This is a genomic window from Kribbella sp. NPDC051952, assembly GCF_040680855.1.
In the GTDB taxonomy this organism is placed as follows: domain Bacteria; phylum Actinomycetota; class Actinomycetes; order Propionibacteriales; family Kribbellaceae; genus Kribbella.
This window is the reverse complement of record NZ_JBFAXQ010000004.1, coordinates 145,409-170,026: the sequence shown is the minus strand read 5'-3', so window position 1 is coordinate 170,026 and position 24,618 is coordinate 145,409. Positions and strand designations below refer to the sequence as shown.

Sequence of the window (24,618 nt, the reverse complement as noted above, 5' to 3'; positions counted from 1 at the left end):
CACCCGGCCGTGATCCCGCCCGCTGTCACACTGCGAACATGCCCGGACCCCGCTTCGTCGTTCGCGACCTGGACGCGCTGTTCCTGCTGCAGGGCACGATCGTCCAGGAGCTCGCCGCACCGGACCACTCGGCGTACTCGCCTGCCATCACGGGCACCGAGCTCACCTACCACCCCGACGCCGATCCGGCCGCGATCACCCGCGACGGCAGGATCGAGTACGACGGCGACCTGGTCGCGAAGCCGCTGGGACGGTATCTCGCCGGCGACGACGTCTCGCTCGCCGCCGTGAAGTCGGCCGCGTTCTTTGTCGTGCAGGCGAATCTTCGCCGGATGCTGCCGGGCGATCGGCAGGAGTACCGTTTCAGCCGCGATCCTGACCTGCAGGCGATCGACAACGCGTACACGGATCTGGGCGCACTGGAACTCGTGGACGACTTCAACGACGCGACCGGGCTGGACTGGCCGTCGGCCGGGCTGCGCGAGATCGATCTGCGGACCGAGTTCGCCTCGAGCAACTCACCGGTGTACGACCAGCTGTCGTGGGGCGTCGGCGCCGCGGACGCGCTCACCTCTCGGCTCGCTGAACGGGCCGGCCTCTCCCGGGCTGAGCTGCTCCTGCGGGTGAACCACCAAGACGCCGAGGGGAAGCTGGCGCTCCTGACCGATCTGGTGCTCGAAACCAGTCCTACTTTCGTGGCAGCTGACGATCCGGTGACAGAACGGGTGAGCGCCGCACTACGCGACGGCTTCCGGGTGATCGGTTCCGGCCGGGACGAGTCCGGTGCGCAGCTCCTCGCGGCCCTGGACGCCGCTGTCGCCGGTTCGGCCGAGGCGTTCGACGAGATCGAGCCCGTGCATACCGCCGCCGAGTTCTGGGAGCGACAGGGCTCGCAGTTGATTGATGAGCGGGTGGACCGGCTGTTCGAGGGCGGCGTACTGGATCACGACGAACTGGTTGCCGGGCGGACGGGACTGCGCGCGGTGTTGCAGACGTCGTACCAGGCCGACGGTGCGGATGTGGTCGATCGCGGGTTCTGCGAGGCGGCTGCCCGGGAGGACGTCGACCGGCTGATCGACCACCTGCCGACCGAGCTCGGTGACGCGCTATGGACCGTCGAGGAGAGGTACGACGACCCGGTCGCGACTGCGGCGGCGCAGACGTTCGCGCAGCGCCTTGGCGATCGTGCCGACGTACTGCGCACTCTGGCGAACGAGACGCCGTCGGATCGATCGACTCGGGCGGCGGAGCTGGCCTTGGCTCATAGTCCATTCACGACTCGGGCCGACGTGCCGCCGATCGTTCGGAACGCCATGGTCGAGTCGGTCGCGGACGCCCTGGATGGTCAGCTACGACAGATCGCTTCGGAGACCGAGCGGGCCGAGGAGGCGGGTCTCCCCTTGGCGGAGAGGCTGCAGCTCGGCGACCAGCTCGGCGACAGCTGTGTCGAGGCAGTGCGGGAGACGATCGAGGCCGGCGAAGGTGACCTCGAGGCGCTTGGGCCCGAGCAACTAGCCACCCTGCTGCGATCCAACCAGCGTTCGTCGTCCCGCCACCGAACGGTCTTCGAAGGCGACTCCCCCACGGTTGAAGCTCTCCGCCCGTTGCACCTCCGAGACGTCCCCCGGGGCGGCCGGGTAGACCCCACGGGCCGCCTCCGCGGCTGACCTCAGGACAGCGCGAGGCCCGGCTCGGGAGGGGAACCGAGCCGGGCCAGAACCGCTGTGAGGAAGGTCAGTTCTTGCGCTTGGTGACTTCTTCGGTGGCGGTCGGGAGGACCTTGTGGAGGTCGCCGACGACGCCGAAGTCGACCAGCTCGAAGATCGGTGCTTCCTCGTCCTTGTTGATCGCGACGATCGTCTTCGAGGTCTGCATACCGGCCCGGTGCTGGATCGCGCCCGAGATACCAGCGGCCACGTACAGCTGCGGGCTGACCGTCTTGCCGGTCTGGCCGACCTGATAGGCGTGCGGGTACCAACCCGAGTCGACGGCCGCACGGGACGCACCGACAGCAGCGCCCAGGGAGTCGGCGAAGGCTTCGATCGGGCCGAAGTCGCCACCGGTACCGCGGCCACCGGACACGATGATCGCGGCCTCGGTCAGCTCCGGACGACCGGTCGCCTCCCGCGGCTTGGTCTCGGTGATGCGGGCGGTCTTCGCGCCGTCGGAGATCGTCACGTCGAACTCCTCCACCTCCGGCGAGGTCTCCGCCGCCTCCGGGGTGGCCGCGTTCGGCTTGACCGTGATGATCGGCGTCCCGTGCGTGACCTTCGCCTGCACGGTGAAGTTGCCTGCAAACACGGACTGCGTCGTGACCGGTCCCGCCTGTACGTCGACAGCGTCAGTGATCAAGCCCGAGTCGAGCTTGACGGCCAGCCGGGCAGCGATCTCCTTGCCCTCCGAGCTGGACGAGATCAGGATCGCGACCGGCTCGATCTTCGCCGCGACCTGCTGCAGCGCCTCGGCCTTCGGGGCCACCAGGAACTGCGTGAGGTCCGGGTTGGTCAGCGCGATCACCTTGGTCGCGCCGTACTGACCGAGCGCGGGCAGCGCGTCCTGTACGCCGTCACCGATGTACACCGCAACCGGCTCGCCGAGCCGGCGCGCGATCGTGAGGAGCTCGGCGGTCGTCTTGCGGACAGTGCCCGCGGTGTGGTCAACGAGAACCAGAACGTTCGACATGAACTGATCGCCCCTCAGAGGAACTTGTTGGTGGACAGGAACTCGACGAGCTGGCCCGCGCCGCTGCCGTCTTCGTCGGTCACGATCGTGCCGGCACTACGCGGGGGACGGGCGGTCACCTCGACCACCTCGGTCCACGCCGATGCGCCACCCACCTGGTCGGCGGTGAGCTCGAGGTCGGCCAGCGACCAGGTCTCGACCGGCTTCTTCTTCGCGGCCATGATCCCCTTGAACGACGGGTACCGCGGCTCGTTCGCCTGGTCGGAGACCGACAGCACCAGCGGCAGCGTGCCCTCGATCGTCTCGCTCGCGGTGTCGCCGTCGCGGCGGATCCGGACGGTCTGCCCGTCGACGGTCACCTCCGAGCCCAGCGTCACGGCCGGCAGGCCGAGCCGCTCCGACACCATCGCCGGCACGACACCCATGCCGCCGTCGGTCGAGCCCATCCCGAACACGACCAGGTCGGCCTCGAGCTTGGCCAGCGCCTTCGACAGGATCAGCGAGGTCGCGACCGCGTCCGAACCGTGGATCGCGTCGTCGATCACGTGGACACCGGCGTCGGCGCCCATCTGGAGACCCTTCTTCACCGCATCCGCGGCCTGCTCCGGGCCTACGGTCAGCACCGTCACCTCAGCGTCACCGGCCTCTTTCACGGTGAGCGCGGTCTCGACGGCGTACTCGTCCAGTTCGGACAGCAGCCCGTCGACACCGGCACGATCCACCGTGTTGTCCTCGGTGCGGAAGCGGCGGTCCGCGGTGGCATCCGGCACGAACTTCGCGCAGACGACGATCTTCATAGCGTGTGGGACCCCTTCTGGTTAACGGTCTCTCCAAGCCTGCCACGGATGTTACTCGCGAGAAACATCAGCTCTATGCGAGTCCTATCACACCGCCGGCGCGCCCACAGGCTATCCGGTCCCCCTCCGCCGGTCAGGGGTCCGGCACCGAGTCGTCGGACACATCCGCACCGCAGAGCCGAACGTTATCCGAACGACTCACAGTCAGCGGATGATCACCGAGTGTTTGGCACTTCGGTAGTCGGGCACCAGACGAGAGTTCGTTGCCAAGCGCAAACATCGACACGGAGTTGACAACGATGACCATGCAGGGAATCGAGCAAGTCGTGGGCGAGACGGCGTACGACGCCGTCGGCAACAAGGTCGGGTCGGTCGGGCATCTCTACACCTCCGACACCAGCGGGAACCCGGAGTGGGTGACGGTCAACACCGGCCTGTTCGGCAGCAAGCACACGTTCGTGCCCCTGGCCGGCGCACGGGTCGAGACCGACGGTCTCCACCTCGCGCCGTCGAAGTCGAAGATCAAGGACGCGCCGAGGATCGACAGCAACGGTCACCTGTCCGAACGCGAGGCCTCCGAGCTGTATCGGTACTACGGCCTCACCCTTCCGCAGCGGAACACGCCGGGTCGACCGAACATGGCCGGCGACCAGCCGATGCCGGGAGCCGACGGAAAGATGCGTGCCGGCGGCACCGGAGACAACCAGCTGATGCGTGACGGTGACAACCAGATGATGCCGGCCGGTGACAACTCCATGGTGCGGTCGGAGGAGCGGCTGCGGCCGGGCACCGAGACCGTCCGTGGCGAGGAGCAGGTCTCCGAGACCGTGCGTAAGGAGCAGGTCGAGGTCGAGGGCCTGGCCGACGACGCTCGCAAGCCCGGGAACGGCAGGCCCGGCGAGCACCGCAAGCACTGACCAGCAGATCAGCGAACTGCGCCCAGGCCACCTCGGCCTGGGCGCAGCCGCGCTCTAAGCTGACTCGCGTGACCGAGACGCTGCCGCTCACCGGCGAGAGAACCGCTCCCGGCATCTGGCACGAGAACTATTGGGTCTCGACCGCCAACCCCCTGTGCTATCTCGCTTGTCACGCCTGACTCACGGAACCGACGCACCTCAGGTTATCGGACGAAATCAGCGGTCCCGGCACGACGACTCCACCGCCGACCGGGACCTCGACCGGAAACAGAGGTTCCGACCGTGAGCACATCATCCAACAACCCGGACAGCATCGCCGCCCTCGTGAACTCCCTCGAGGCACACGAGGGCATCTCCATGACCCCACGCGAACGGCAGCTGTGCACCACGCTGCTGAGCGGACTGGCGGCAGCCGATCAGCTCGTCGCACCGATCCCGGCTGACGGCCTGCTGGACTTCGACTTCGCGACCGCGAGCGAGCGTGAGCGCTGGTCGTACGACTGTGGCCGGCAAGACGCTCTCGACGGCCAGAAGATGACCATGGACGAGATCCAGGATGCACTTGAGGCGGTCGTCGAGGCACTGAGGCGCATGACCGGCGAGCAGTCGTGATCGCCGAGAGCGTCCGGGTCTCAATGCCCCTGCTCGAGTGGCTGCTCACGATGGGCGCCGCGTTCGTGCTCGGCTTCGCCGGCGGCTGGTGGGTACGGTGACAACGTGGAAGACCTCGCAGTCACAGCCATGGCCCGGATTTGTGCCGAGCTGCCTCCGGATCAGGACGCGGCGGAGATGGCCCAAGCTCTGATCGGATCAGCGCAGGACGTCCAGTACGACGCGACCACCGGCCGCCTGACGATCGTGTTCGTCCGCCGGCCCTGATGTACAGAACAGCGCCCCCACCAGGAAGTGTCTGGTGGGGGCGCTGTTGCGTTGCGTTGCAACGTTGCGTGCGGCTGAAACGGTCACTGTGAGCGTCACTGTGACGTTGTGACCGTGGCACTGTGACACGAAAACGTCAGGGAGAGAGACGAGATGGGTGCGGTCATGGTGGGTGCCAGATCTCAAAAACCGGGCAGAGGTCCCGCGACGGCACCGACGGCGTCATGCCACGTGACGTACGTACGGGCCACCACCTCATCGGCGTCTACGAACATGGTGAACCCCGCAGACTCCAAGTCCGCTTCGCTTGGCAGTGTCTCGAGCCGCATTTGCATCCAGCCCATGAGCGCGTCCAGCGAGAACCCAGGCTTCAGGTGCAGGGTTGTGACCGGCTTCGGATCGTCATACAGCGTGGGGTGCGGGCATCGGACCTCGAGGAACGCCACGCACGGCTCGGGTACGTCGGAATCCTCGTACACCTGGACTGGGAAGTCTTCGATCATCGTGGCCTGCCAAACGCTTGCTGTACATCTCCGCCGGCTGAAACGTGGACGTAGCGCCGGATGATCTCTGCAATCAGATTGTCCATCTGTCGGCCGCTGGAGCGGACCTCCCAGATGATGCGCTGCTCGGCGGGTGCCCTGTAGCTGGGTGCCACACGGCTGCCCGCGGTGCGGCCGGCGCCTACCTGACGGGCCGCGTCACCCATGCCTGAGGCGGCCTTCGCGATCAGGCCATACTCGCCTTCGATGCCCTGCTTGAACCCGAGCGCCGCCATCGAGCCGTGCCACTTCAGCACACGGGACGGCGAGTGGATCCCCAGCGTCTTGCGGATCTGCGCGACGATCTGGTTCGCCAGCTTCGCCGCCGCGTTGTTCAGTGCCTTCGTCTTCGCGAGCAGGCCGTTGACGAGACCCTGGGCCGCGTCAACACCGGCCTTGTACATGTTGTTCGCGGCGGTGTTACCCAGCCCCGCTGAGGCGTTGGCGATCTGCGCCTGCAGGTTGTTCGCCGCCGCGATAGTCCCCTTGCCGCCCTGCAGCAGCGCCTGCGCCGTCGCACCCCCCGCTTCCACTCCGGCCTCGGCGATCTGCTTGTACAGGTCGCTGCGGAGGCCAAGTTTCTTTAGGTTGGCGAGGTTCGTTGCGAACGCCTTCGTCTTGGCGAGGGTGTTCTGCATGCTCTCGAGGATGTCCCGGCCGATCAGGGTCTTTCCGTCGCCGGGTTGGATGCTGGTGATCGCGTTGAACGACAGCGCCGCTTCGGTGATCTGCTGCCGGAACTCGTTGCGCACCTGGATCGCCGCGGCCAATTTCGCCTGCGCGGCCTTCAATGCTGTCGCGACCTTGGCGCGGGCGATCGTCGCCGCCTGGAGAGCCTTGTTCTCCATCTGCAGCATCCGCAGGATCCGGCCCTGCTTCGCGCTGGAGTACCCGATGCCTACGACCTTCGACATCAGCGACGACATCGCCGACTGGATGCTCGTGGTGGAGCCGCGGATACCCCGGTTGAAGCCCTGCGCGATGTACAGCGCGATCTGCGTGAACTTCTTCGACGGCGACGAGATCCCGAGCACCTGATTGGTTTTCGCGATGACCGCATTCGCCATGTCGGATGCTGCGGAGATCGCCTCGCCGGTTCCACCCCGGATGCCGGCCGCCATACCGGACGCGATGCTCATCCCGCTGACCGGGATAGAGCCGCTCTTCTTCACTGCGCTGTTCGGGAGGATCGTGCCGTTCTGGTCAGGGATGAACGGCTCCGGGCCTTTCTCTCCAACCCAGTAGGGGCGACCCTTCACCACGGGACCGCCGGACGCGCGGGTCTCGTTGATGTGGCCGCCACCGGAACCGGAGCCGCTGCTGCGGGAGCCAACCGTCTTGTAGACCGTGGTGATCGTCGTGGTCTTCGACGCAGGGACTGAGGCGAGAGCAGCCTTCGCACGCTGGATGCCGGCCTGCAGGTTGGAGATCTCCGCCTGCAGCTTCGCCTTCTTGGTAGCCGTCAGCTTCGGGTCCGCGAGTTGCTTCTTGGCAGACGCCAGCTTGGCCTCAAGGTCGGCCTTGTTCGCCTGCAGCTTCGCGGTGCGGGTCACGTTCGGGATGGCGACCATCGTCTTCGCCATGGCCCTGGCCTGCGGACCGGTGTACCCCATCTGCTGGGCAAGCTTGACGAACGACTGCCTCGCCGTCTCGCCGTGCTTCGCCGCGGCCACGTTCCCGTCGCCGTTGGCCTGCAGGGCCTTCGTTTCCTGGTTGGCGGCATCCCTGAGCGCTAGTAGCTGCCTCTGGTTGTCGCGCCCCTTCTGGGTCAACAGGTCGTGCGTCTTGCCGTTCTCCTTGATCGCCGCGTTGGCGTCTGCGAGCGCTTGCGCGTAGTTGACCTGTGAACCCATGATGCCGGCGAGTGCGTCGCTGGCGCGCTGCGTGGCGGCAGCCTGACGGTCGAACGTAGCTGCCAGCTCTCGCGCGTTGCGGTTGGCGATCGCGGTCGCGTTGGCCACATCCGTGACGGCAGGCGCTGCCCTGCCCGCGGCGGCATGCACCGCAGCGACCTTCGCTGCCATGTCGCCGGCCGCGCCACCGGTCAAGGTAGCGGCCTTGCCGAGATCAGCCACTGACGGGGTTGTGCCGCCGTGCAGCAGAGAGTCGAGCTGACCGACTCCGCCTGTGATGGTGTCGATGCCGCCCTTGATGGGGTTCAGCATTCCGGGGATCTTCGCGAAGTTGCTGAAGCCGCCAGGGATCTTCCCCAGCAACCGGTCCACGTCATTCAGGACCGTGACTGCCTTCACGCCGCTGTCGGCGATCGAGCCAAGCCCGGACGCCAGATCCTTCAGCCCGTCGGGATTCTTCGAGACACTGTCAGCGAGCTCGATCAGCTTGGTGGACAGGTTGCCGACGATGCCCGGCAGTGCGCCACCCAGGGATTTCAGGACGGCAGAGGTTGCGACGGACAATGGCCGCAGGGCAGGTGCGAGCCGCTCGAGCGCCCTGGTGGCGTCGTCACCGAACTGGGTAAAAGCCGGAGCCAGTGTCTTGAACGAGGCCGCGAGCTCGGGCTTGAAGGTTGCGAAGGCACGTCGCGCCGACGAGGCCATCGAGATCAGGGTCTTCTCGAACGGTGCCGACAGCACCTTCATGTCCGCACCCATGCCGCGCAGGGTCCGCGACCACTCAGCCTGCACGGCCTCGCTCTTCGCTGCGAAGACGATGCCGAGCGCGCCGATACCGGCACCGAATCCGGCCACGAGACCGGACGCGGCGATCGAACCGGCGATCGGCGCCGCAACGGCAACCGCGCCACCCACACCGGCAATCAGGGCAGGACCAAGAACCGGCGTTTTCAGGGCGCCGGCGAGGCCAGACCCGAAGACGGTTCCGCCGTCCTTGCCGATCGACTCGAACACACTCTTGCCGTCGCCGGTGAACCACTTCTTCAGCCCCGAACCGAGACCCTTACCCGCCTTCTTGCCCTCTTCGTCGAGGGCCGCGGAGAGATCCTTCGCGGCCTTCTGTGCATCGTTCCCGGCCAGCGCTGCCTCACGCCGGGCCTTGGCCAGGGCCTTCTCGGCGGCGAGGACCTGGCTGGTCTTCGCCTTCGAGTTGCTGCGGACCTCGGCCAGTCGCTGCTCCGCGACCTGCACCTTGTCCAGGGCGTTGGTCTCGGCGTTGTGCGCCTTCGCGAGAGCGTCGGACCTCTTCGCGAGCTCGTCGCTGATCTTGGAGTTTTTCTTCATCGCGTCACCGGTCTTATCGGTGGCGCGGGCAACCTTCTCCAGTTCCGCAGCAGCAGTACTGCCACCACGAGCGACGATGTCGAACGCGAGCCTGGAGTCGACCATCACGCACCGCCCACTGCGTGCTTCAGTCGCGCACCGATGGTGAGTGGTGTCGGGGTGGGGTCACCGTTGCCGTTGATCTGGTCCGGCCGCCAGAGACCGGGCTGCCAGCCGTGATCGATTGCCCAGCGCAGCCGAAGCGGCCGGGCTACCGTACGGAGCTCCTCGAACTGCTGCTGCGCCGTCAGCCACGCCCGGTACTGGAACGCCAGCCGCGGCGCCGCACCCGGCAACTCCGACAGCAGTCCACCGAGCCGGCGCGTCAGGTCCGCCGCCTCATGCAGCCGCATGAACCGGTCGCCTTGCATCAGCAGAGTCGTCCACGACTCGGCGTGCTCCGACCGCATCACCAGGGCGGCGGGCTCCGGGGTCACCCACACCTTCTCCGGGAGCGGTGCAGCGCCGACCTGATCGACCGCGTCGGCCGCGAACTCCTGCAACTTGCGGTAGATGAGATCTCCCTTGCCCCCGGCCAGCATCACCGCACGCTGCACCGAAGCGCGCGACAACCTGCGCGCCTCCGACATCAACGGGGAGTCCTGTCCCGGCTGCACCGGTAGCCAGGGCTCCGCGTCGCGCTGCTCGGCGGCCATGGCCTCAAGGGCAGCGATCGTGTCGTCAGCCAGCGCTGCTCGCTGACGAGCTTCGGTGATCCGCTGGATCGCGGCGTTCTGCCTGCTCGCCGCCTGCTGGTTGATCTCGCTGGACTTCTCCAGCGCAAGCTTCGCGTCCGTCAGCATCGACGGCGCGCCCAGCGCATCGAGGTCCGCCAGCAGGCGGCGAAGCGCCGGCACCGCATCCGGGCCATCCGGTTCGATCTCGCGCAGCGGATGGAACGTCGAGTCGGGCTCGTCGTTGGAACCGAGCCATGCAGCTACAGAAGCGGTTGTCGTCATCGGAACAACCTCGATCCACCGTTGCGCTCAGCCATCGCAGCGATCGGATTCGTGGGCTCGTCGTCGCCGCGACTTCTGCGCGTACGCTCCTGCGCCAGATGACGCAGCAACTCCGGAGCCGTCTCGCGCCTCGCGTCGATCCACTGCTGCAGGTTCTCTGTGGTCATGGTCATTGCCGTTGCTCCTAGGTGGAAGTGAAAACTCTGAGTGCGTGCGGACGCACGGACGGTCCGTGTGTGTGGAGGCATGAGTGCGGTCATGTGCAGCCGCGCAGGACAAAGAACCTGCTCGCCTCCCAGACTTGTCAGATCTCCAGACCCGTACGCACAGAGGGTCAGATGAGTGCGGTCACAAGGGGCAGCTGATCTGAAAACCGAAGGCTCCGTCACCGGTCGTCACCCCTCTCCCGAGGCCGCGCGTACGGGTCGTAGTCCCGCTGCTTGGGTGGTGGTGGGGGCGGCTGGCAGGTTGCGCACCATGCACGCCTATCCCCGACGTCGAGGACCAGGCCGCAGGTCTGGCAGCGATACGCAACGCGCATGGTCATGACGCCTCCCGATGCTCGGCGCACACCCACGACGGGTCATAGCGCTCTTGCAGCCGAGAGCACGCGGGGCAGACTGCCTCCTGCGGTACCGAGAGATCGAGTGTTCCCCGTTCCCCCAGCTCTGTGTGGGGAACACGGGTACGCCACTCGCGGAGCACTGCTGACGCCCTGTCGGTACGCCAGTTGAGACGCGCCTTCACGTCCCTGACCGAGGCCGGTGGCGGGTCGAGCAGGTCGAGGGCGTCTATATCCGCCTCGGCCACACCAGCCGGCGCGCGGTCTCCGAGCTCGGGGGCCGTGATGCACCACATCGTGGTGCCGTCGTCCTCTGCCTTCAGCAGGAACGTGCCCGCGTACGCCTCTCCTCCGTCTGGTGGTGGGCAGTGCTGGCGCAGCCCGCCATGCCTGTCCTTGTGGATCGTGATGGCAGCTGCTCCACCACGTCCGGGCGTGAAGGCGTCCTTCAGCGTGATCCGGACCGAGACGCCACCCACCGCGCGCTTCTTGGCTGCCGTGCCAGTAGGACCTGACGTACGGCTCTCGGTGCCCTTAGCGAGGTGGTCAATCCCGAGCACTGCCGCGCCGGCTACAGCCAGGGGCTTCAGTACCCGACTGTTGACGAGCGTGAAGTCATCGGGCGAGTTCGAGGAGAACCCGAACACGGGCAGCAGTTCGCCAACGGAGTCGATCAGGGCAAGAGCCGGACCCCATGCGATCGCCGCCGTAATGACGGCCATCAGATGCGGTGCATCTTCGGGTTCGACGTACAGGAACCGGCTCGAGTCGGCCAGTGCGCTCTCTTGCGCACCGAGCATCAGCAGTCGATCGATCGTGGCTGACGGCCCGTTGTGGTCGAGGTCGATGACGAGAACCCGACGTCCGCGGCTGAGCGCCTCTGCACACGCGGCCAAGCACAGGAACGTCTTGCCTGACTCGGGGTCGCCGAATACCAGGTTCACCTGACCTGCGTAGAACAGCGCGTGCCCATCGGTGCGCGTTCCTACGACAGGCGCGGGTGGGTCAGGCAGTCCGCCATCGAGCATCCCTGCTACGTCGTAGAACAGCCCCGGGAGCGGGCTGAGTGAGTGTTCCCCGTTCCCGGGGACATAGGTGGGGAACGCGGGTACAGCCCCATTCGTGGTCTGTACCCCGTTCCCCGGGAACACTGCGGGAACATGGGTACAGGTGCAGTTCATGCCTGCTTGCTCCCAGAAGGTGAGTCCGGCCATGTCGCAGCCGGGGCGATGAGAGGCCATCTACGCCACCTCCCGAACTACGGCCGCGACGTCCTCGGAGAACGGGTCTCCTTCGGCGAGCAGTCCGGCGTGACGCAAGCACCGGGCAATGTCATTCCGGATCCTCTGATCGCGTTCGGCGATCTGCTCTGGCGTCATCCGGCCGGCGAGATCTCCGGGCCGGCTGAGCCCCGCGGCCAGCTGTGTGGCTCGGCGGTGCCAATGTGAGGCGAGGCTGTCGCGGAAAGCATCACGGATCAGCTGTTCGGCGATCGTGTCCACGTCCACGTGGAAGCCGCCGCGGGGGCCAGTTGAGACCCACCACTGGCGGGTTCGGGTACCTTGGTCGTGAGAGCCTTCAGAGCTGCTCGATGGCGCCCCGGTCTGACCCCCGGGGCGTTCTCTTGTCTCAGGCGGCATCCGGGCCACCTGCCTCGGCAGCGGCGACCGGCTCTCGGGACTGTCGGCGGGTGGCCTTGGCCTTCAGTGACATGCGCATCATGTGCGCGCGCAGCAGTTGCTCGACGCCGCGCTCTACCTCGGCAGGATCGAGTGTGCCGTCGGGGTCGATCTCGCGGGCGAACTTGGCGCGGAGGCCAGCGCGGGCTGGCATCGTGGCCGCGACGCGGTCGGGAGTACGACCCCAGCGTTCAGCGGCAGCGATCCGGGCGACTAGCGAGCGTTCCTCGGGTGTTCGGGCAGGCAACGGACAGCCCTCCAGGGCATGTCCGGGATGCCATCTCCGGAGATCCGCGCTACGCGGTGGCCTTCGTTAGCACAACGGTACCGCGCGCGTTGAGCACATCGGTAGTCGCCACGCTGCCGAGTCCATGTCGCTGGCAGCCCGCCGTCAGACTCTCAGGGATATCAGGCCGGGAGAGTCTGGGATGTTCCAGCAACTGAGCCGATGGCAGCCGTTGCTGACCGCGGACACGGTAGGTCGTGTGCCAGAACTTGACCCCACCGGGACTAAGCAGCACGTGACCAAGCGGACTCGGGTCCTTCCGCCGCTCGGCTGCACACTCGCCGCAGTAGACGGTGAGAATGACTCGAGCGTCGTGCTGGGCCAGGTACTCCGAGGTACTTCTTGGCAGCTCGCTCACAGCCGGTCCCCCAGTCTCATCCGCTTGAACGCCTCGCGGGCTCGCTCATCAGCTGCAGAGTTGCCGTACCGCTCAAGCATGGCGTCGGAGCGCCAGCCTGCCAGCCGCTTCAGGTCCCGCTCCTGGCCGCCGGACAGCAGCCATCTGTGCGCGAACCCGTGCCGGAACTGGTGAGCGTGGATGTGCTCGATGCCTGCCTCGCGGGCTCGCTTCTTCAGCGCATACTCAACGCCGTCGTCAGTGAGCCCACCGCGGATCCCCAGCCACAACGCGTCAGTGGTGTTGGCGAGGCGGTGGTCGCGCCGTGCCCTCAGGTAGCGGTCGAGCGCGCGGCCGGTCTTCGCACCGAACGGCACCGCGCGGTCGACGTCGCCCTTCCCGTGGACATGCACAACATCGTGGTGCTTCAGGTCCACGTCTCCCACCTGGAGGCCGGCGCACTCGCTGATCCGGATCCCGCAGTCGAACAGCACCCGGAGGATCGCCTGATCGCGACGGTCGGCGTACTCCTTGCCCTCACAGGTACGGAGGAGCTTCGTCACGTCGTCGTCGGAGATCAGCGGCACCGGCTTCGGTTTCACCGTAGCGGCCTGGAGTCCGGCCATCGGGTCCCGGTCGAGCTCCTCCTCAGCTACGAGCCAGAGGATGAACCGGTGGAGTCCCTTGAACCGGATCTGGAGCGTCGCAGGCTCGCGGCCCAGCTCTGCCAGGTCGCCGAGCCAGGTCGCAATAGCGTGCTTCGTCATCGACTCGGCGACCGCCGGCCGGTCGTGTGCGATCAGCCAGTCGCGGAACTGATCCACCGCGAGCATGTACTGCTTGATCGTCTTCGGCGACCTGTCCGCGGCGCGCAGATCCCGGATCCACGAAGCAGCGAGATCGTCTATGAGTTCGGCCACGGGTCTAGGTTATCCCGCGAGTGTCCTTTATGCTATCCGTGATGGAGAGCCATGAGGCCGCGTTTCCGCAGGTCATGCAGCTAACGGGCGAGCGAACCGCTCCGGGGATCTGGCACGAGAACTATTGGTTCGCGCGCCATGACGCCGCCTATCGCTGGATCACGGCCAACCTTGCGGTCGAGCGGACCGGTCGCGTCCTCGACGCCGGCTGCGGCGAGGGCTACGGCGCCGAACTGCTCCGCCTGGCAGGGGCGGAATCGGTCACCGGTCTCGACTATGAACATACGACGTTGCAGCACGTCCGACGCGTTTATCCACAGGTCAATCCGGTCCGCGGCAATCTCGTCCAGACCCCGTTCGCCGCCGGCACGTTCGGCCTGGTCACGTCACTGCAGACGATCGAGCACCTCTGGGAGCAGCCGCGCTTCATCGAGGAGTGCGCGCGCATAGTCGAGGCAACAGGCACCCTCGTCCTGAGTACGCCGAATCGCCTGACGTTCCCGAGCGGGAACTGGTACCACACCCGCGAACTGACAGCCGCCGAGTTCGTCGAACTACTCGAGCCGCATTTCGAGATCACGCAGGCGCTGGGTCTCCACCATGGCTCCACATTGAGCGCGTGGGAGGCGCGGTACGGCTCATGCGTCGATGCTCAACTGGCCACCGGGCACGACGAGTGGGACGAGAACCTGGCCGGACTCGTGCAGAGCACGCACCACGAGGATTTCGAGATCCGCCCAGGAAACCTGGACGAATCTCTCGACCTCATGCTGGTAGCAACACCGAAGAACTAGGGACGCACGAAGCGTTCGATGATCTTGCCGGCGATCAGGTAGACCAGCGCCGCGATCCCCCAGTTCACCAGCAGGGTGTTCTTCGCGGTCTCGAGCCGGAACAGGTCCTTGAACGGGCCGACCAGGTCGTGCCCGCGCTCCAGGATCCAGCGCACGATCTCGTTGCTCTGGTTGGTCTGGTCGAGCGCGGTGAACAGCGCACCGAGCGCCAGTACGGCGGCCACGAGTACAGCGACCAGCCAGATCAGCGACGCGATCAGGTTGCGCAGCTTGCGTACGCCGGAACCCACCGAGCTCAACGCCTGCTTGCCCTTGTCCGCCGCCCCGCGCCCGGACGACGAACCGCCCGTGTTCCGTCCCGTCGGCGGTTTGTTGCCTGAGGCACCGGTCCCGCCGGTCGAGGCGACCCTGGCGACCGGCTTGGTCACCGAGGTCTGCGCGGGATCCGCAGTCGAGCCCGCCTTGGGTGCGGCCTCCTCCGAGGCGGCCGCACTCTTGCCGGATTCAGGGCCGGATTCAGCACCGGAAGCCTCGGCAGCAGGCGTTTCGGCCGCCGCCTTCTCCCGGGCCCGCTGCTCGGCGACGATCTCCGCCGCGGTCTTCGCCCGGGCCGGCTTCGTGGCGGTCGCCGTCCCCGAACCGCTCGACGGCGTGCCGGCGGGCGTGTCGCCCGCCGAGGCCTTCTTCTCGGCGTCGGCCGCCGTCGCCTTCTCGTCGTGTGTACCCACGTCGTCCATCTCCTCAGCCGGGGTCGGTTCCTCGTCCGTCACCACTGCTGCCACCACTACTGGCTCTGGAGCCGGCGGTCTCCTACGCCGGCTCACCGGGACCGGGCGCGGCGACAACCTGCGCCGGGCACCCGCGATCGGGGCCGGTGCCGCTGTCTGGCCGTCCACTGCCTGTACCTCTGGGTCCAACTTACGATTCACGCCCACATCCGGATCATTCGTTTCAAGCACTGGTTCCAACGTAGCGCCACCGGGTTCCGTCACGATCGGGACCGGGTCGACCGCGCGGATCCGGGCCAAGGCGATCGAGTCGTCCGCCGCGGCCTCGTCGAGCAGGGACCGCTGAGCCGCGGACGGCTCCGCCCCGGCCTGATCAGCCACGGTGGATCTCCTTTCCGACACTCAACCGATCGTGAGGGGCTTGCGACGCTTCGTGCGGGACATAGTGCCCGACCGGTGAGTAACTTGAGAACCCCTCACCGTCATCCTCTTTGTCTTCCACCACGTCTTCAGCCTCTACCGGAACCTCCCGAGGGGCCTCGGGAGGAGGCTCCGGCGGAGCGCCGGTGTGCAGTCGCTCCCGGGTCCGGTCGTTGGCCTCGGCGAGCCCGGCCAAGTACTTGCGGCGAGCCTCGCCGGCGGCGTACCGGCTGGTCCGATCGCCGACCACGACCGCCGGCACTCCGGCGGCCACGGCGTACGCAGGAATGTTGCCACGGGCAACACTGTTCGCGCCGATCACCACGCCGCGGCCGATGTCGGTTCCGCGCGTCACGGTCACCTTGGTGGCCAGCCAGCAGTCCGGGCCGATCCGGACCGGCGACTTCACCAGGCCCTGGTCCTTGATCGGCAGGTCGAGATCCTCGGTCTTGTGGTCGAAGTCGCAGATGTAGGTCCAGTCCGCGATCAGCGTCGACGCACCGATCTCGATGTCCAGGTAGCAGTTCACCGTCACGTCGCGGGCGAACACCACCTTCTCGCCGATCCGCAGCGTGCCCTCGTGCGCCCGCAGCCGGGTCTCATCACCCAGATGCACCCACTTGCCGAGGATGATCCGGCCGTGACCGGGCCGCGCCACCACCTCGAGATGTTTGCCCAGGAAAACGAATCCCTCGGTGATCACGTGGGGGTGGCGCAACTTGAACCAGGCGAACCGCCAGTAACGCTTCAGGTAGTACGGCGTCCAGGCCCGGTGGCGCACCACCCAGCCCAGATTCGCCGCGGTCAACAACCGCATTCAGTAACCCTACTGCGCTTGATTCCTTCCCCGCCCCGCCGCCCCGGTCGGGGCGGTTCCAGTAATCGAGACGTTGTAGTACAGCTCGTCAGGTACGACGCTCGCCAGCACCTTGTCCACCTTCGACAGCTGCAGCCACGACTTGTACGCGAACATCCGCCAGCCGAAACCGAGCTTCTGCTCCGGTACGGCGGCCTCGAACGTCCGGATCGGCCACCCGACCCACGCGGCCAGCAGCTCCTCCGTGACGGTGCGAACGTCCGTCGCACCTGCCCGCGAAGCCATCCGGGCCAACGTGTCCGGGTCGAACGTGTGCAGGTCGACGACCGCTTCCAGTGCCGCAGCCCGGGACGACTCGTCCAGCTCGGCCTGCGGCCGGCGCCAGTCCATCAATGCGGGTAGCTTGGTCACGTTGGTCGTCGCCCACCAGGTGAACCGGGACAAGCGGCGCGCCACGAAATCGCCGTACCGGGTGGGTTCGCCGCAGATGACGAAGCGGCCACCCGGCTTGAGGACCCGCAGCATCTCGCGGAAGGCGAGCTCGACATCGGGGATGTGGTGGATCACCGCGTGCCCGATGACGAGGTCGAAGGTGTTGTCGTCGTACGGGAGCTTCTCCGCGTCCGCGACCCGGCCCTCGACCGCGAACCCGAGGGTCTTCGCGTTCTTCTTGGCCGCCTCGACCATGCCCGGCGAGAGGTCGGTGACGTGCGCCTCGGCGAGAACACCGGCCAGCTTGAGGTTCAGCGTGAAGAAGCCGGTGCCGGCACCGATCTCCAGCGACTTCCCGTACGGCCAGCCGTCGGATCCGGCGATCGCGGTGAACCGGTCGCGGGCGTAGGCGACGCAGCGTTCGTCGTACGAGATCGACCACTTCTCGTCGTACGTCGAGGCTTCCCAGTCGTGGTAGAGCACCTGGGCGAGCTTGTTGTCGTTCCAGGCCGCCTCGATCTCTTCGGCGGTCGCGGCGGGCTTCGCTGCAGAGGTGGTCACTTTCAGATTCCCTTGAACTCGGCCTTGCCGGGGCCGTTCTCGACGAAGGACTTCATCCCGATCGCGCGGTCCTCGGTGGCGAACAGCGCGGCGAACTGCTGCCGCTCGATCTCCAGACCGGTGGTCAGCTCCACGCCGAGCCCGGAGTCGATCGCCTCCTTGGCTGCCCGCAGCGCCAGCGCGGCTCCGGCCGAGAACTGCGAGGCCCAGGCGACGGCTTCCTCATAAACAGAAGCTGCCGGCACGACCTTGTCGACCAAGCCCAGCGACAGTGATTCGGCGGCGTCCACGAAACGGCCGGTGTAGATCAGGTCCTTGGCCTTGGAGGGCCCGATCAGCCGGGACATCCGCTGGGTGCCGCCGGCGCCTGGGATGATGCCGAGCAGGATCTCCGGCTGCCCGAGCTTGGCGTCCTCGGCGGCGATCCGGTAGTCGGCGCACAGGGCCAGTTCGCAGCCACCACCCAGGGCGTATCCGGTGATGGCCGCGACCGTCGGCTTCGGGATCGCGGCAACCGCGGTGAACGAGGACTGCAGCAGACCGGAGCGCTTGACCATGTCGGCGTACGACATGTCGGCCATCTCCTTGATGTCCGCACCGGCCGCGAACACCCGCTCGCCGCCGTAGATCACCACCGCGCGGACGTCGTCGTTCGCCGTCGCCTCGAGTGCCGCGGCCCGGATCTCCTCCTGGACCTGGACGTTCAGCGCGTTCATCTTCGGCCGGTCCAACCGGATCGTGCCCACACCGTCGCTCACGGTGAGATTGACGAACTCGCCCATCACGTCGCTCCTAACACGCCAAGGTCTACCCGCCGGTCACATCCCCGGAACCGTACCGGACCCGGATCTGCCGCACTCAGTAAACCCCCTGCAACCTGCCGCGAAGGCCGCCGCTGAGCGTGCGCGACGGCCTTCGGAACAGGTTGGTGAGTGTCACACGTCCACGGGTTGACCCGAGGTCGCCGAACGGCGGGCGGCGTCGACGATGCGGAGGGTTCGCAGACCGACGTTGCCGTCGGGCTGGGGTACGACGGCGGGCGTCGTGCCGGGCTTGGCCGGGCCGGATTCGCGGACTGCCTTGAGGAAGGTCGCGAGCAGGGACTCGTCGAGGTTGCCGCCGATCGCGAGGTACACCTCACCGGACTCGTCCGTGCCACCGACGTGCGGCAGGAACGGCTCGATCTCCACTGATCCGTTGGTCCCGGTGACCTGCAGCGTGACGCCACCCCAGGTCGGACCGTTGTCCGGCACGCTCCACGAGCAGTCGATCGTTGCCAGCAGCCCGTTGTCGTAGTTGACCGTGACCAAACCACCGGTCTCGACGGCCACACCCTTGTCCTGGTGCAGGATGCGGTTGGCCGCGGCGTACACGCGGGTTGCCGATGCACCGCCCGTCAGTCCGTCGATGAGGTCGGCACAGTGCACGGTGTGGTCGACGAGCGCGCCCCCACCGGCCAACTTCGCGTCGGTGAACCACTGGCGCTGCTCGAACGGGATCTTCCCGTTGTTCGTCCCCAGTACGGCGAACACGTCACCGAGCCGGCCGGCTTCGACCATGGCGCGCAGCCGCAGGTACGACGGCGCGAACCGGACCGGGTACGCGATCATCAGGATCGACCCGGCGGCCTCGCACGCAGCGAGCATCGCCTCGCCGTCCTCGACCTCGGTGGCCAGTGGCTTCTCGCAGAGCACGTGGGCACCGACTGCTGCGGCCCGCTCAACCAGTGCGCGGTGGCCGGCGTTCTCCGACGTCACCACGACCGCATCCGGTCCCCAGGCGAACAGTTCGTCGTACGAGTCGACGTACGGCACACCGATCCGCTCAGCGAAGTCAGCGCCGCGCGGTCCGGCGTCCGGCGCGGCTGCACCGTCCGGATCGGCAGCCAGCACCTCTACATCAGGCATGCCGGCCAACAGGTAGGCGTAGCCGGCGGCGTGGGTGTGGGCGAACGAGGCGATCGCGACCTTCAAGCTCATGCCACTGCTCCCGTCGAGACGAAGGTCTTCATGTCGATCACACGGCCGGTCTCCATCGAGGCACGGGCCGCTTCGGCCAGGTACACCGCGGTCGCGCCGTCCGACGCGAGTACGCGCGGTTCCGGCCCACCGCGCAGGCCGATCGCAAGCTCACGGAGCTGCGACAGGTAGGGGCTCTCCCCCAGCGTCGATGCCGGGATCAGCAGGTCGCCACCCTCGTCACCGCCCTGCAGCTCCTCGGTGATGCCCGAGTACTCGGTGGACTTGTGCTTCAGTACGCCGGTCGCCCCGGCCACCTGGAATCCGGACTGGAACGTCGTACCCGTCGCGCCCCAGGTCGCACGGCAGTGGCTGATCGCGCCGGTGTCATGGGTCAGCGTCACGTGCGCCGCCACGTTGACCGGGCTGATCCCGTCCACGGTCGGCGGGTTCTGCACGGCGTACACGCTGGTGACGTCGCCGCAGAGCCAGCGGGCATGGTCGAGGTCGTGGACCATCAGGTCCATGATCACGCCGCCGGAGCGGTCGACCTCGCGGTACCAGCCCGCACCGGCCGGCGACGAGGCCTGGCGGAAGAACCGGGCCACCGCGACCGGCCCGATCCGGCCGGCCTGGATCGCGTCGTACGCCGCCTTGTAGGCCGGGAAGAACCGGACCACGTGGGCCGGGTAGAGGCGCACGCCGGCGGCCTTGGCCGCGTCGATGACCTCGTGGGAATCAGCCGCCGTGAGCGTCAGTGGCTTCTCGCAGATCACGTTCGTACCGGCCTTGATCGCGGCCAGCGTGATCTCCTTGTGGGTCGCCGACGGGGTGACGACGTCGACGAACTCGACCTCCGGCAGGAGGGCTTCCAGCGTCGGCATCACCTCCAGCCCGTACTGCTCGGCGAGCTCGGGCGCACCCTCGAGGGAGTACACCAGGACTCGGGCACCGAGCGCTTTCCAGGCGGCGACATGGACGTGTGAGATGTTGCCCGCACCGATCAGACCGACGGTCAGACCGGCCAACTGTTCCGACATGAGGCCCCTAAGTCCCGGGTAAATTAGTAACGGTTCTTGCGTATCATTGCGCAGAGACGTTCGCAACAACCGTCTCACGAACACAACCACGATTGATAACGTGAAGTCCCCCCGCCACCGCGACGGTTCGAGAGGTCTTGTGCAGAATGTGCCGGTGACCGACGCGACCGCCGCCCCGAGTGCTCTCGGCCCACCGCCCGAGGACCAGCCTCGGTTGGGGGCAGTGGTCCAGACCGATGGGACCACGTTCACCCTGTGGGCCCCCGCGGCCGAACGCGTCGAGCTGGCGCTGGTCGGCGACGACGGCAGCCAGCGGAACCTGGACCTGGCGCAGACCGGAGAGTTCTGGACCGGGTTCGTCGGCGGTGTCGGTCCCGGCCAGCGGTACGGGTACCGGGTGCACGGCCCGTTCGACCCGTCGCACGGGCTCCGCTTCAACCCGTCCAAGCTGCTGCTCGACCCGTACGCGCGGGCCATCGACGGTGCGCTGGACTTCGCCAGCCCGCTGATCTACGACTCCTCCGACGGCGATTCCGCCGGACATGTCCCGGTCAGCGTCGTGGTCGCCGGTTCTGAACCGCCGCCGCCGATCAGTCGCCCGGTGCACTGGGGCGAGACGGTCATCTACGAGCTGCACACGAAGGGCTTCACCAAGCTGCATCCCGACGTACCCGAGCATCAGCGCGGCACGTACGCCGGTCTGTCGCACCCGTCGGTGATCGACTATCTGACCGAGCTCGGGGTGACGTCGGTCGAGTTGCTGCCGATCCATCACTTCCTCACCGAGCCGTCGATCGCGGCTCGGGGCCTGCCGAACTACTGGGGTTACAACACCCTCGGGTTCTTCGCCCCACACGCGCCGTACTCGTCGGCGGGTTCGCGCGGTGAGCAGGTGGCCGAGTTCAAGGCGATGGTCGCCGCCTTCCATGCCGCGGGCATCGAAGTGATCCTCGATGTGGTCTACAACCACACCGCCGAGGGCGGGTTCGACGGGCCGACGTTGAGCTTCCGCGGCATCGACAACCGCGCGTACTACCGGCTGTCGCACGGCGGCACCATGTACGACGTCACCGGCACCGGCAACTCGGTCGACACCTCGCATCCGCAGGTCCGCCGGCTGCTGATGGACTCGCTGCGCTACTGGGTCGAGGAGATGGGCATCGACGGGTTCAGGTTCGACCTGGCCGTCACGCTGATCCGCAACGAGCGGCACGAGGTCGACACGATCGACCACCCGTTTCTGGCCGAGGTCGCCGCCGATCCGGTCCTCGGCCGGGTCAAGCTGATCTCCGAGCCGTGGGACGTCGGCGCGTACGGCTACCAGGTCGGCAACTTCGGTACGCCGTGGTCGGAGTGGAACGGCAAGTTCCGCGACAGCGTCCGCGACGTCTGGCGGAACACCTCGGATGGGGTCAAGGACCTCGCCTACCGCCTCTCAGGCTCCAGCGACCTGTACGGCGACGACGGGCGCTACCCCTACGCGTCGATCAACTTCGTCACCGCGCACGACGGGTTCACCCTGCGGGACCTGGTCAGCTACGACCACAAGCACAACGAGGCGAATCACGAGGACAACCGCGACGGCACCGACGACAACCGGTCCTGGAACTGCGGTTACGAGGGTGAGACCGATGACGCCGGTGTCGTCGCGTTGCGAAAACGCCAGATGGCGAACCTGATGTCCACGCTGATCCTGTCCACCGGCGTACCGATGATCACCGCCGGGGACGAGTGCGGGCGGACCCAGCGCGGCAACAACAACGCGTACTGCCAGGACAACGAGATCTCCTGGTTCGACTGGACTCTGCCCGCGGAGTGGTCCGAACACCTCGAGCTGACCAGGCAACTGCTCGCACTGCGGGCGGCCCACCCGGTCCTGCGCCAGTGGCACTACTTCTCCGGCGGCCCTGTCGTACCAGGTGGTCGCAAGGACCTGTCCTGGATCGCACCGCACGGCGGCGAGATGACCGACGCCGACTGGTACGACGGCAACCTCCGCACGATCGGCATGTTCCTGGCCGGCGACGCCCTCCGCGCCACGGATGCCCAGGGCAACGCGCTCACCGACAACTCGTTCCTCCTGGCCCTCAACGCGACCGCCGAAACCCGCCCGGTCGTCGTACCCGACGCCTCGTGGGCACCGGCGTACGAGGTGGTCCTCGACACCAGCTACAGCATGGTCACCGAGGTAGAAGCCGGCGCCACCGTCCCCCTCGCCCCCCGCTGCCTGGTGCTGCTCCGCGCGCTCTAGCAGGTTCTCCGGTACGGCCGATTACCGAAGTTATCCCGCCACTCCGCCTCGGTCAGATCCCTGCCGGCCATCCGGCAGGCTGTCTCGATCGCATGCTCCAGCCGGGTGTCCCAGCGGTAGATCCCGTCGTCGTACGCGGCGATCATCACGGTGTGGCCGTCGGCGAGGAAGTCGGCGGTGACCAGTTGCTGGTTCGGGGTGACTATCGAACCGAGGAGCGCCGCCGTGGCTCCGTCGAAGAGGCTGACGCTGCCGTCCCAGCCGGACGACACAAGCAATGAACTGTCTGCGGAGAAGGCGAGACCGTTGGTCAAGCCCTGGTGGACGAGTTGCGGTGGCGCCGCCGTCCTACCGGTGGCAGGGTCAACGATCAACACATGTCCCGCGGCGCTGCCGATAGCTACCCGCTTGCCGTTCGGAGCGAAGGCGACCAATTCAGGATCGATCACCGGGAGCTTCCCGCGCCGAAGTACTGTGCCCGCGGCCAGATCGACCATCGCCCAGCCTGTGGACGGGACGTCCAGTCGGTCCGAGATGTTGCGTCCGCCGGTCAGCACAAAGGCGGAACGGTTGTCCGGGCTGGCCGACAACCACGCAAGCGAAGCACCGATCTGGACCGGCTGGCGCAGCGGCTGCAGGGTTTCCGCGTCGAGCAGCAGGGCCGCGCCACCCTCGGTACCGATGACGAGCCGACTGCCGTCGAGTCCGCTGTAGTCGAGGTCGAGTACAGGCGTGGCCGACACCTTCCGCTTCGCCAGCAGGCGGCCGCTGCGAACGTCAAGGACGAAGACCTCGCCATCGGTGTTGCCGAAGGCGAACCTGTTCCCGGACGGATGCCAAGTGCCGCAACTGTTCGTCGAATCGCCCATGTGGGTCGCGTCGAAGCGGACTGCCTTCCCGGTCGCGGAGTTCACGAAGGTGCCACCTTGTCCACCGGCGTCCACAGGGTCGAGGCTGGTCTCGACGAGCCGGTAGACGACTTTGCCGCCGGGTGCGATGATTCGGCAGCTCAACTCGAAACCAGTCGAGTTCTTCACGCGTGTGACGTACCTGCGGTTCCCGGTGAGATCCCAGCTGCGCAGCGCGCCGTCACCCGCTGATGTGTAGAGCGTTTTGTCGTCCGGGCTGAACGCGGCGGTGAGCGTGTCGCCCTCTGAGATCGGGATGTCCTCCAGCGCCGATCCTGCTGCCACGTCCCACACCACGAGGCCCAGATCGGCTCCTCTGGAGACAAGAAGCTTCCCGTCGTGGGAGAACTTCACGCCCAAGAGGTTGTTCGTGTGGCGGCTCAGCTTTTGCTGGGTACGTCCGGTCACCGCGTCGAGCAAGAGTGCATCATCGTAGTCGGGGCCGGCTGTGTCCGTGGCTTCGGATCCGAGCGCCAGTGTCTTGCCGTCCGGACTGAGGTCGGACGCTCCGAACGCCAGTTCGGGCCGGATGAACAGCTGCTTGCCGGAGGCAACGTCGTACGCTGCGACCGGCTTGGTCGTGTAGATGCGGTCACCCGTCGGGCTGACCGCCACATCCTGCACCGATTCAGCCGATAGCGGCATCGTTCGACGTAACGTCGGTGGACGGCCAGGACGCACATCCCACACGAACACACCGCCGCTGCTGAAGTCGTTCGCGACGCCGTCGCCGTAGTACTGGATCATCGCGACGAGCGTGTTGCCGTCGCGGCTGTAGGCCAGATGCGTCGCTCGAGCCGGGGTCCGGGGGAAGCCGGGCAGCCGTCGGCCGGTAGGCCGGAGGGTAGTGGGAGCGAGCAGTCGTACCGGTTCGTTGGTTGGAGGCGGCATCCCGACTGCCAGCTCACGATCA

The 24,618-nt window shown here is 67.1% G+C and carries 23 protein-coding genes; 7 read left to right on the top strand and 16 right to left on the bottom strand.

The window, feature by feature from the left end; all coding sequences use genetic code 11:
* Positions 1–38 precede the first annotated feature (38 nt).
* Entirely contained in the window at positions 39–1,667 is a 1,629-nt protein-coding gene (locus AB0L70_RS10110; protein ID WP_363682146.1) for a hypothetical protein, read from the top strand.
* Positions 1,668–1,734: 67 nt separating this feature from the next.
* Here the strand turns inward: AB0L70_RS10110 and AB0L70_RS10105 are convergent, their stop codons facing one another.
* Positions 1,735–2,682 (bottom strand): electron transfer flavoprotein subunit alpha/FixB family protein, encoded by a 948-nt coding sequence (locus AB0L70_RS10105; RefSeq protein ID WP_363682144.1) that lies wholly within the window; start codon positions 2,680–2,682, stop codon positions 1,735–1,737.
* 14 nt (positions 2,683–2,696) lie between these two features.
* Positions 2,697–3,479: an electron transfer flavoprotein subunit beta/FixA family protein gene (locus AB0L70_RS10100; protein ID WP_363682142.1), complete on the bottom strand. Its 783-nt coding sequence runs from the start codon at positions 3,477–3,479 to the stop codon at positions 2,697–2,699.
* Positions 3,480–3,778: 299 nt separating this feature from the next.
* On the opposite strand from AB0L70_RS10100, the gene AB0L70_RS10095 reads away from it, so the two are divergent.
* The 3 genes from AB0L70_RS10095 (at position 3,779) to AB0L70_RS10085 (ending at position 5,275) form a co-directional block, all read left to right on the top strand.
* On the top strand, positions 3,779–4,396 hold the full coding sequence (locus AB0L70_RS10095) for a PRC-barrel domain-containing protein (protein ID WP_363682140.1): 618 nt from the start codon (positions 3,779–3,781) through the stop codon (positions 4,394–4,396).
* A gap of 282 nt (positions 4,397–4,678) precedes the next feature.
* Positions 4,679–5,008 carry a hypothetical protein gene (locus AB0L70_RS10090; protein WP_363682138.1) on the top strand — a complete coding sequence of 110 codons (330 nt, stop codon included), beginning with the start codon at positions 4,679–4,681 and terminating at the stop codon, positions 5,006–5,008.
* Between the two features lie 105 nt (positions 5,009–5,113).
* Complete coding sequence (locus AB0L70_RS10085; RefSeq protein WP_363682136.1) at positions 5,114–5,275, top strand: hypothetical protein; 162 nt, start codon at positions 5,114–5,116, stop codon at positions 5,273–5,275.
* A gap of 182 nt (positions 5,276–5,457) precedes the next feature.
* Here the strand turns inward: AB0L70_RS10085 and AB0L70_RS10080 are convergent, their stop codons facing one another.
* From AB0L70_RS10080 to AB0L70_RS10060, 5 genes are all read right to left on the bottom strand, one after another.
* Positions 5,458–5,778, bottom strand: coding sequence for a hypothetical protein (locus AB0L70_RS10080; protein ID WP_363682134.1), 321 nt, complete (start codon positions 5,776–5,778; stop codon positions 5,458–5,460).
* Entirely contained in the window at positions 5,775–9,119 is a 3,345-nt protein-coding gene (locus AB0L70_RS10075; RefSeq protein ID WP_363682132.1) for a hypothetical protein, read from the bottom strand. Before AB0L70_RS10075 ends, AB0L70_RS10080 begins: the two co-directional genes overlap by 4 nt.
* Positions 9,119–10,012, bottom strand: coding sequence for a hypothetical protein (locus tag AB0L70_RS10070; protein ID WP_363682130.1), 894 nt, complete (start codon positions 10,010–10,012; stop codon positions 9,119–9,121). The genes AB0L70_RS10075 and AB0L70_RS10070 overlap by 1 nt, the downstream gene beginning before the upstream one ends.
* Positions 10,009–10,185 (bottom strand): hypothetical protein, encoded by a 177-nt coding sequence (locus AB0L70_RS10065; protein ID WP_363682128.1) that lies wholly within the window; start codon positions 10,183–10,185, stop codon positions 10,009–10,011. Before AB0L70_RS10065 ends, AB0L70_RS10070 begins: the two co-directional genes overlap by 4 nt.
* 370 nt (positions 10,186–10,555) lie before the next feature.
* Complete coding sequence (locus AB0L70_RS10060) at positions 10,556–11,815, bottom strand: AAA family ATPase (RefSeq protein ID WP_363682126.1); 1,260 nt, start codon at positions 11,813–11,815, stop codon at positions 10,556–10,558.
* Between AB0L70_RS10060 and AB0L70_RS10055 the strand changes: the two genes are divergently transcribed.
* The gene (locus tag AB0L70_RS10055; RefSeq protein ID WP_363682124.1) at positions 11,804–12,022 is read left to right on the top strand and encodes a hypothetical protein; all 219 of its coding nucleotides are present in this window, start codon (positions 11,804–11,806) and stop codon (positions 12,020–12,022) included. The genes AB0L70_RS10060 and AB0L70_RS10055 overlap by 12 nt on opposite strands.
* A 181-nt stretch (positions 12,023–12,203) precedes the next feature.
* Here AB0L70_RS10055 and AB0L70_RS10050 read toward each other — a convergent pair whose 3' ends face one another.
* Entirely contained in the window at positions 12,204–12,407 is a 204-nt protein-coding gene (locus AB0L70_RS10050) for a hypothetical protein (protein WP_363682122.1), read from the bottom strand.
* Between the two features lie 486 nt (positions 12,408–12,893).
* Positions 12,894–13,796, bottom strand: coding sequence for a tyrosine-type recombinase/integrase (locus AB0L70_RS10045; protein WP_363682120.1), 903 nt, complete (start codon positions 13,794–13,796; stop codon positions 12,894–12,896).
* A gap of 41 nt (positions 13,797–13,837) precedes the next feature.
* Between AB0L70_RS10045 and AB0L70_RS10040 the strand changes: the two genes are divergently transcribed.
* Entirely contained in the window at positions 13,838–14,590 is a 753-nt protein-coding gene (locus AB0L70_RS10040; protein WP_363682118.1) for a methyltransferase domain-containing protein, read from the top strand.
* On the opposite strand, the gene AB0L70_RS10035 is transcribed toward AB0L70_RS10040, so the two are convergent.
* From AB0L70_RS10035 to AB0L70_RS10010, 6 genes are all read right to left on the bottom strand, one after another.
* Complete coding sequence (locus AB0L70_RS10035; protein WP_363682116.1) at positions 14,587–15,699, bottom strand: hypothetical protein; 1,113 nt, start codon at positions 15,697–15,699, stop codon at positions 14,587–14,589. The two genes, AB0L70_RS10040 and AB0L70_RS10035, sit on opposite strands and share 4 nt — an antisense overlap.
* A complete protein-coding gene (locus AB0L70_RS10030; protein WP_363682114.1) occupies positions 15,692–16,555 on the bottom strand; it encodes an acyltransferase in 864 nt (287 codons plus the stop codon). The genes AB0L70_RS10035 and AB0L70_RS10030 overlap by 8 nt, the downstream gene beginning before the upstream one ends.
* A 9-nt stretch (positions 16,556–16,564) precedes the next feature.
* Positions 16,565–17,548, bottom strand: a complete 984-nt coding sequence (locus AB0L70_RS10025; protein ID WP_363682112.1) for a methyltransferase domain-containing protein — start codon at positions 17,546–17,548, stop codon at positions 16,565–16,567.
* A gap of 2 nt (positions 17,549–17,550) precedes the next feature.
* Entirely contained in the window at positions 17,551–18,330 is a 780-nt protein-coding gene (locus tag AB0L70_RS10020) for an enoyl-CoA hydratase-related protein (RefSeq protein ID WP_363682110.1), read from the bottom strand.
* Between the two features lie 153 nt (positions 18,331–18,483).
* On the bottom strand, positions 18,484–19,527 hold the full coding sequence (locus AB0L70_RS10015; RefSeq protein WP_363682108.1) for a Gfo/Idh/MocA family oxidoreductase: 1,044 nt from the start codon (positions 19,525–19,527) through the stop codon (positions 18,484–18,486).
* Complete coding sequence (locus AB0L70_RS10010) at positions 19,524–20,546, bottom strand: Gfo/Idh/MocA family oxidoreductase (RefSeq protein ID WP_363682106.1); 1,023 nt, start codon at positions 20,544–20,546, stop codon at positions 19,524–19,526. The genes AB0L70_RS10015 and AB0L70_RS10010 overlap by 4 nt, the downstream gene beginning before the upstream one ends.
* 154 nt (positions 20,547–20,700) lie before the next feature.
* Here AB0L70_RS10010 and glgX point away from each other — a divergent pair, with 154 nt between their 5' ends.
* Complete coding sequence (gene glgX, locus AB0L70_RS10005) at positions 20,701–22,797, top strand: glycogen debranching protein GlgX (protein ID WP_363682104.1); 2,097 nt, start codon at positions 20,701–20,703, stop codon at positions 22,795–22,797.
* On the opposite strand, the gene AB0L70_RS10000 is transcribed toward glgX, so the two are convergent.
* Positions 22,794–24,596, bottom strand: a complete 1,803-nt coding sequence (locus tag AB0L70_RS10000) for a WD40 repeat domain-containing protein (protein WP_363682102.1) — start codon at positions 24,594–24,596, stop codon at positions 22,794–22,796. The two genes, glgX and AB0L70_RS10000, sit on opposite strands and share 4 nt — an antisense overlap.
* Positions 24,597–24,618: the final 22 nt, after the last annotated feature.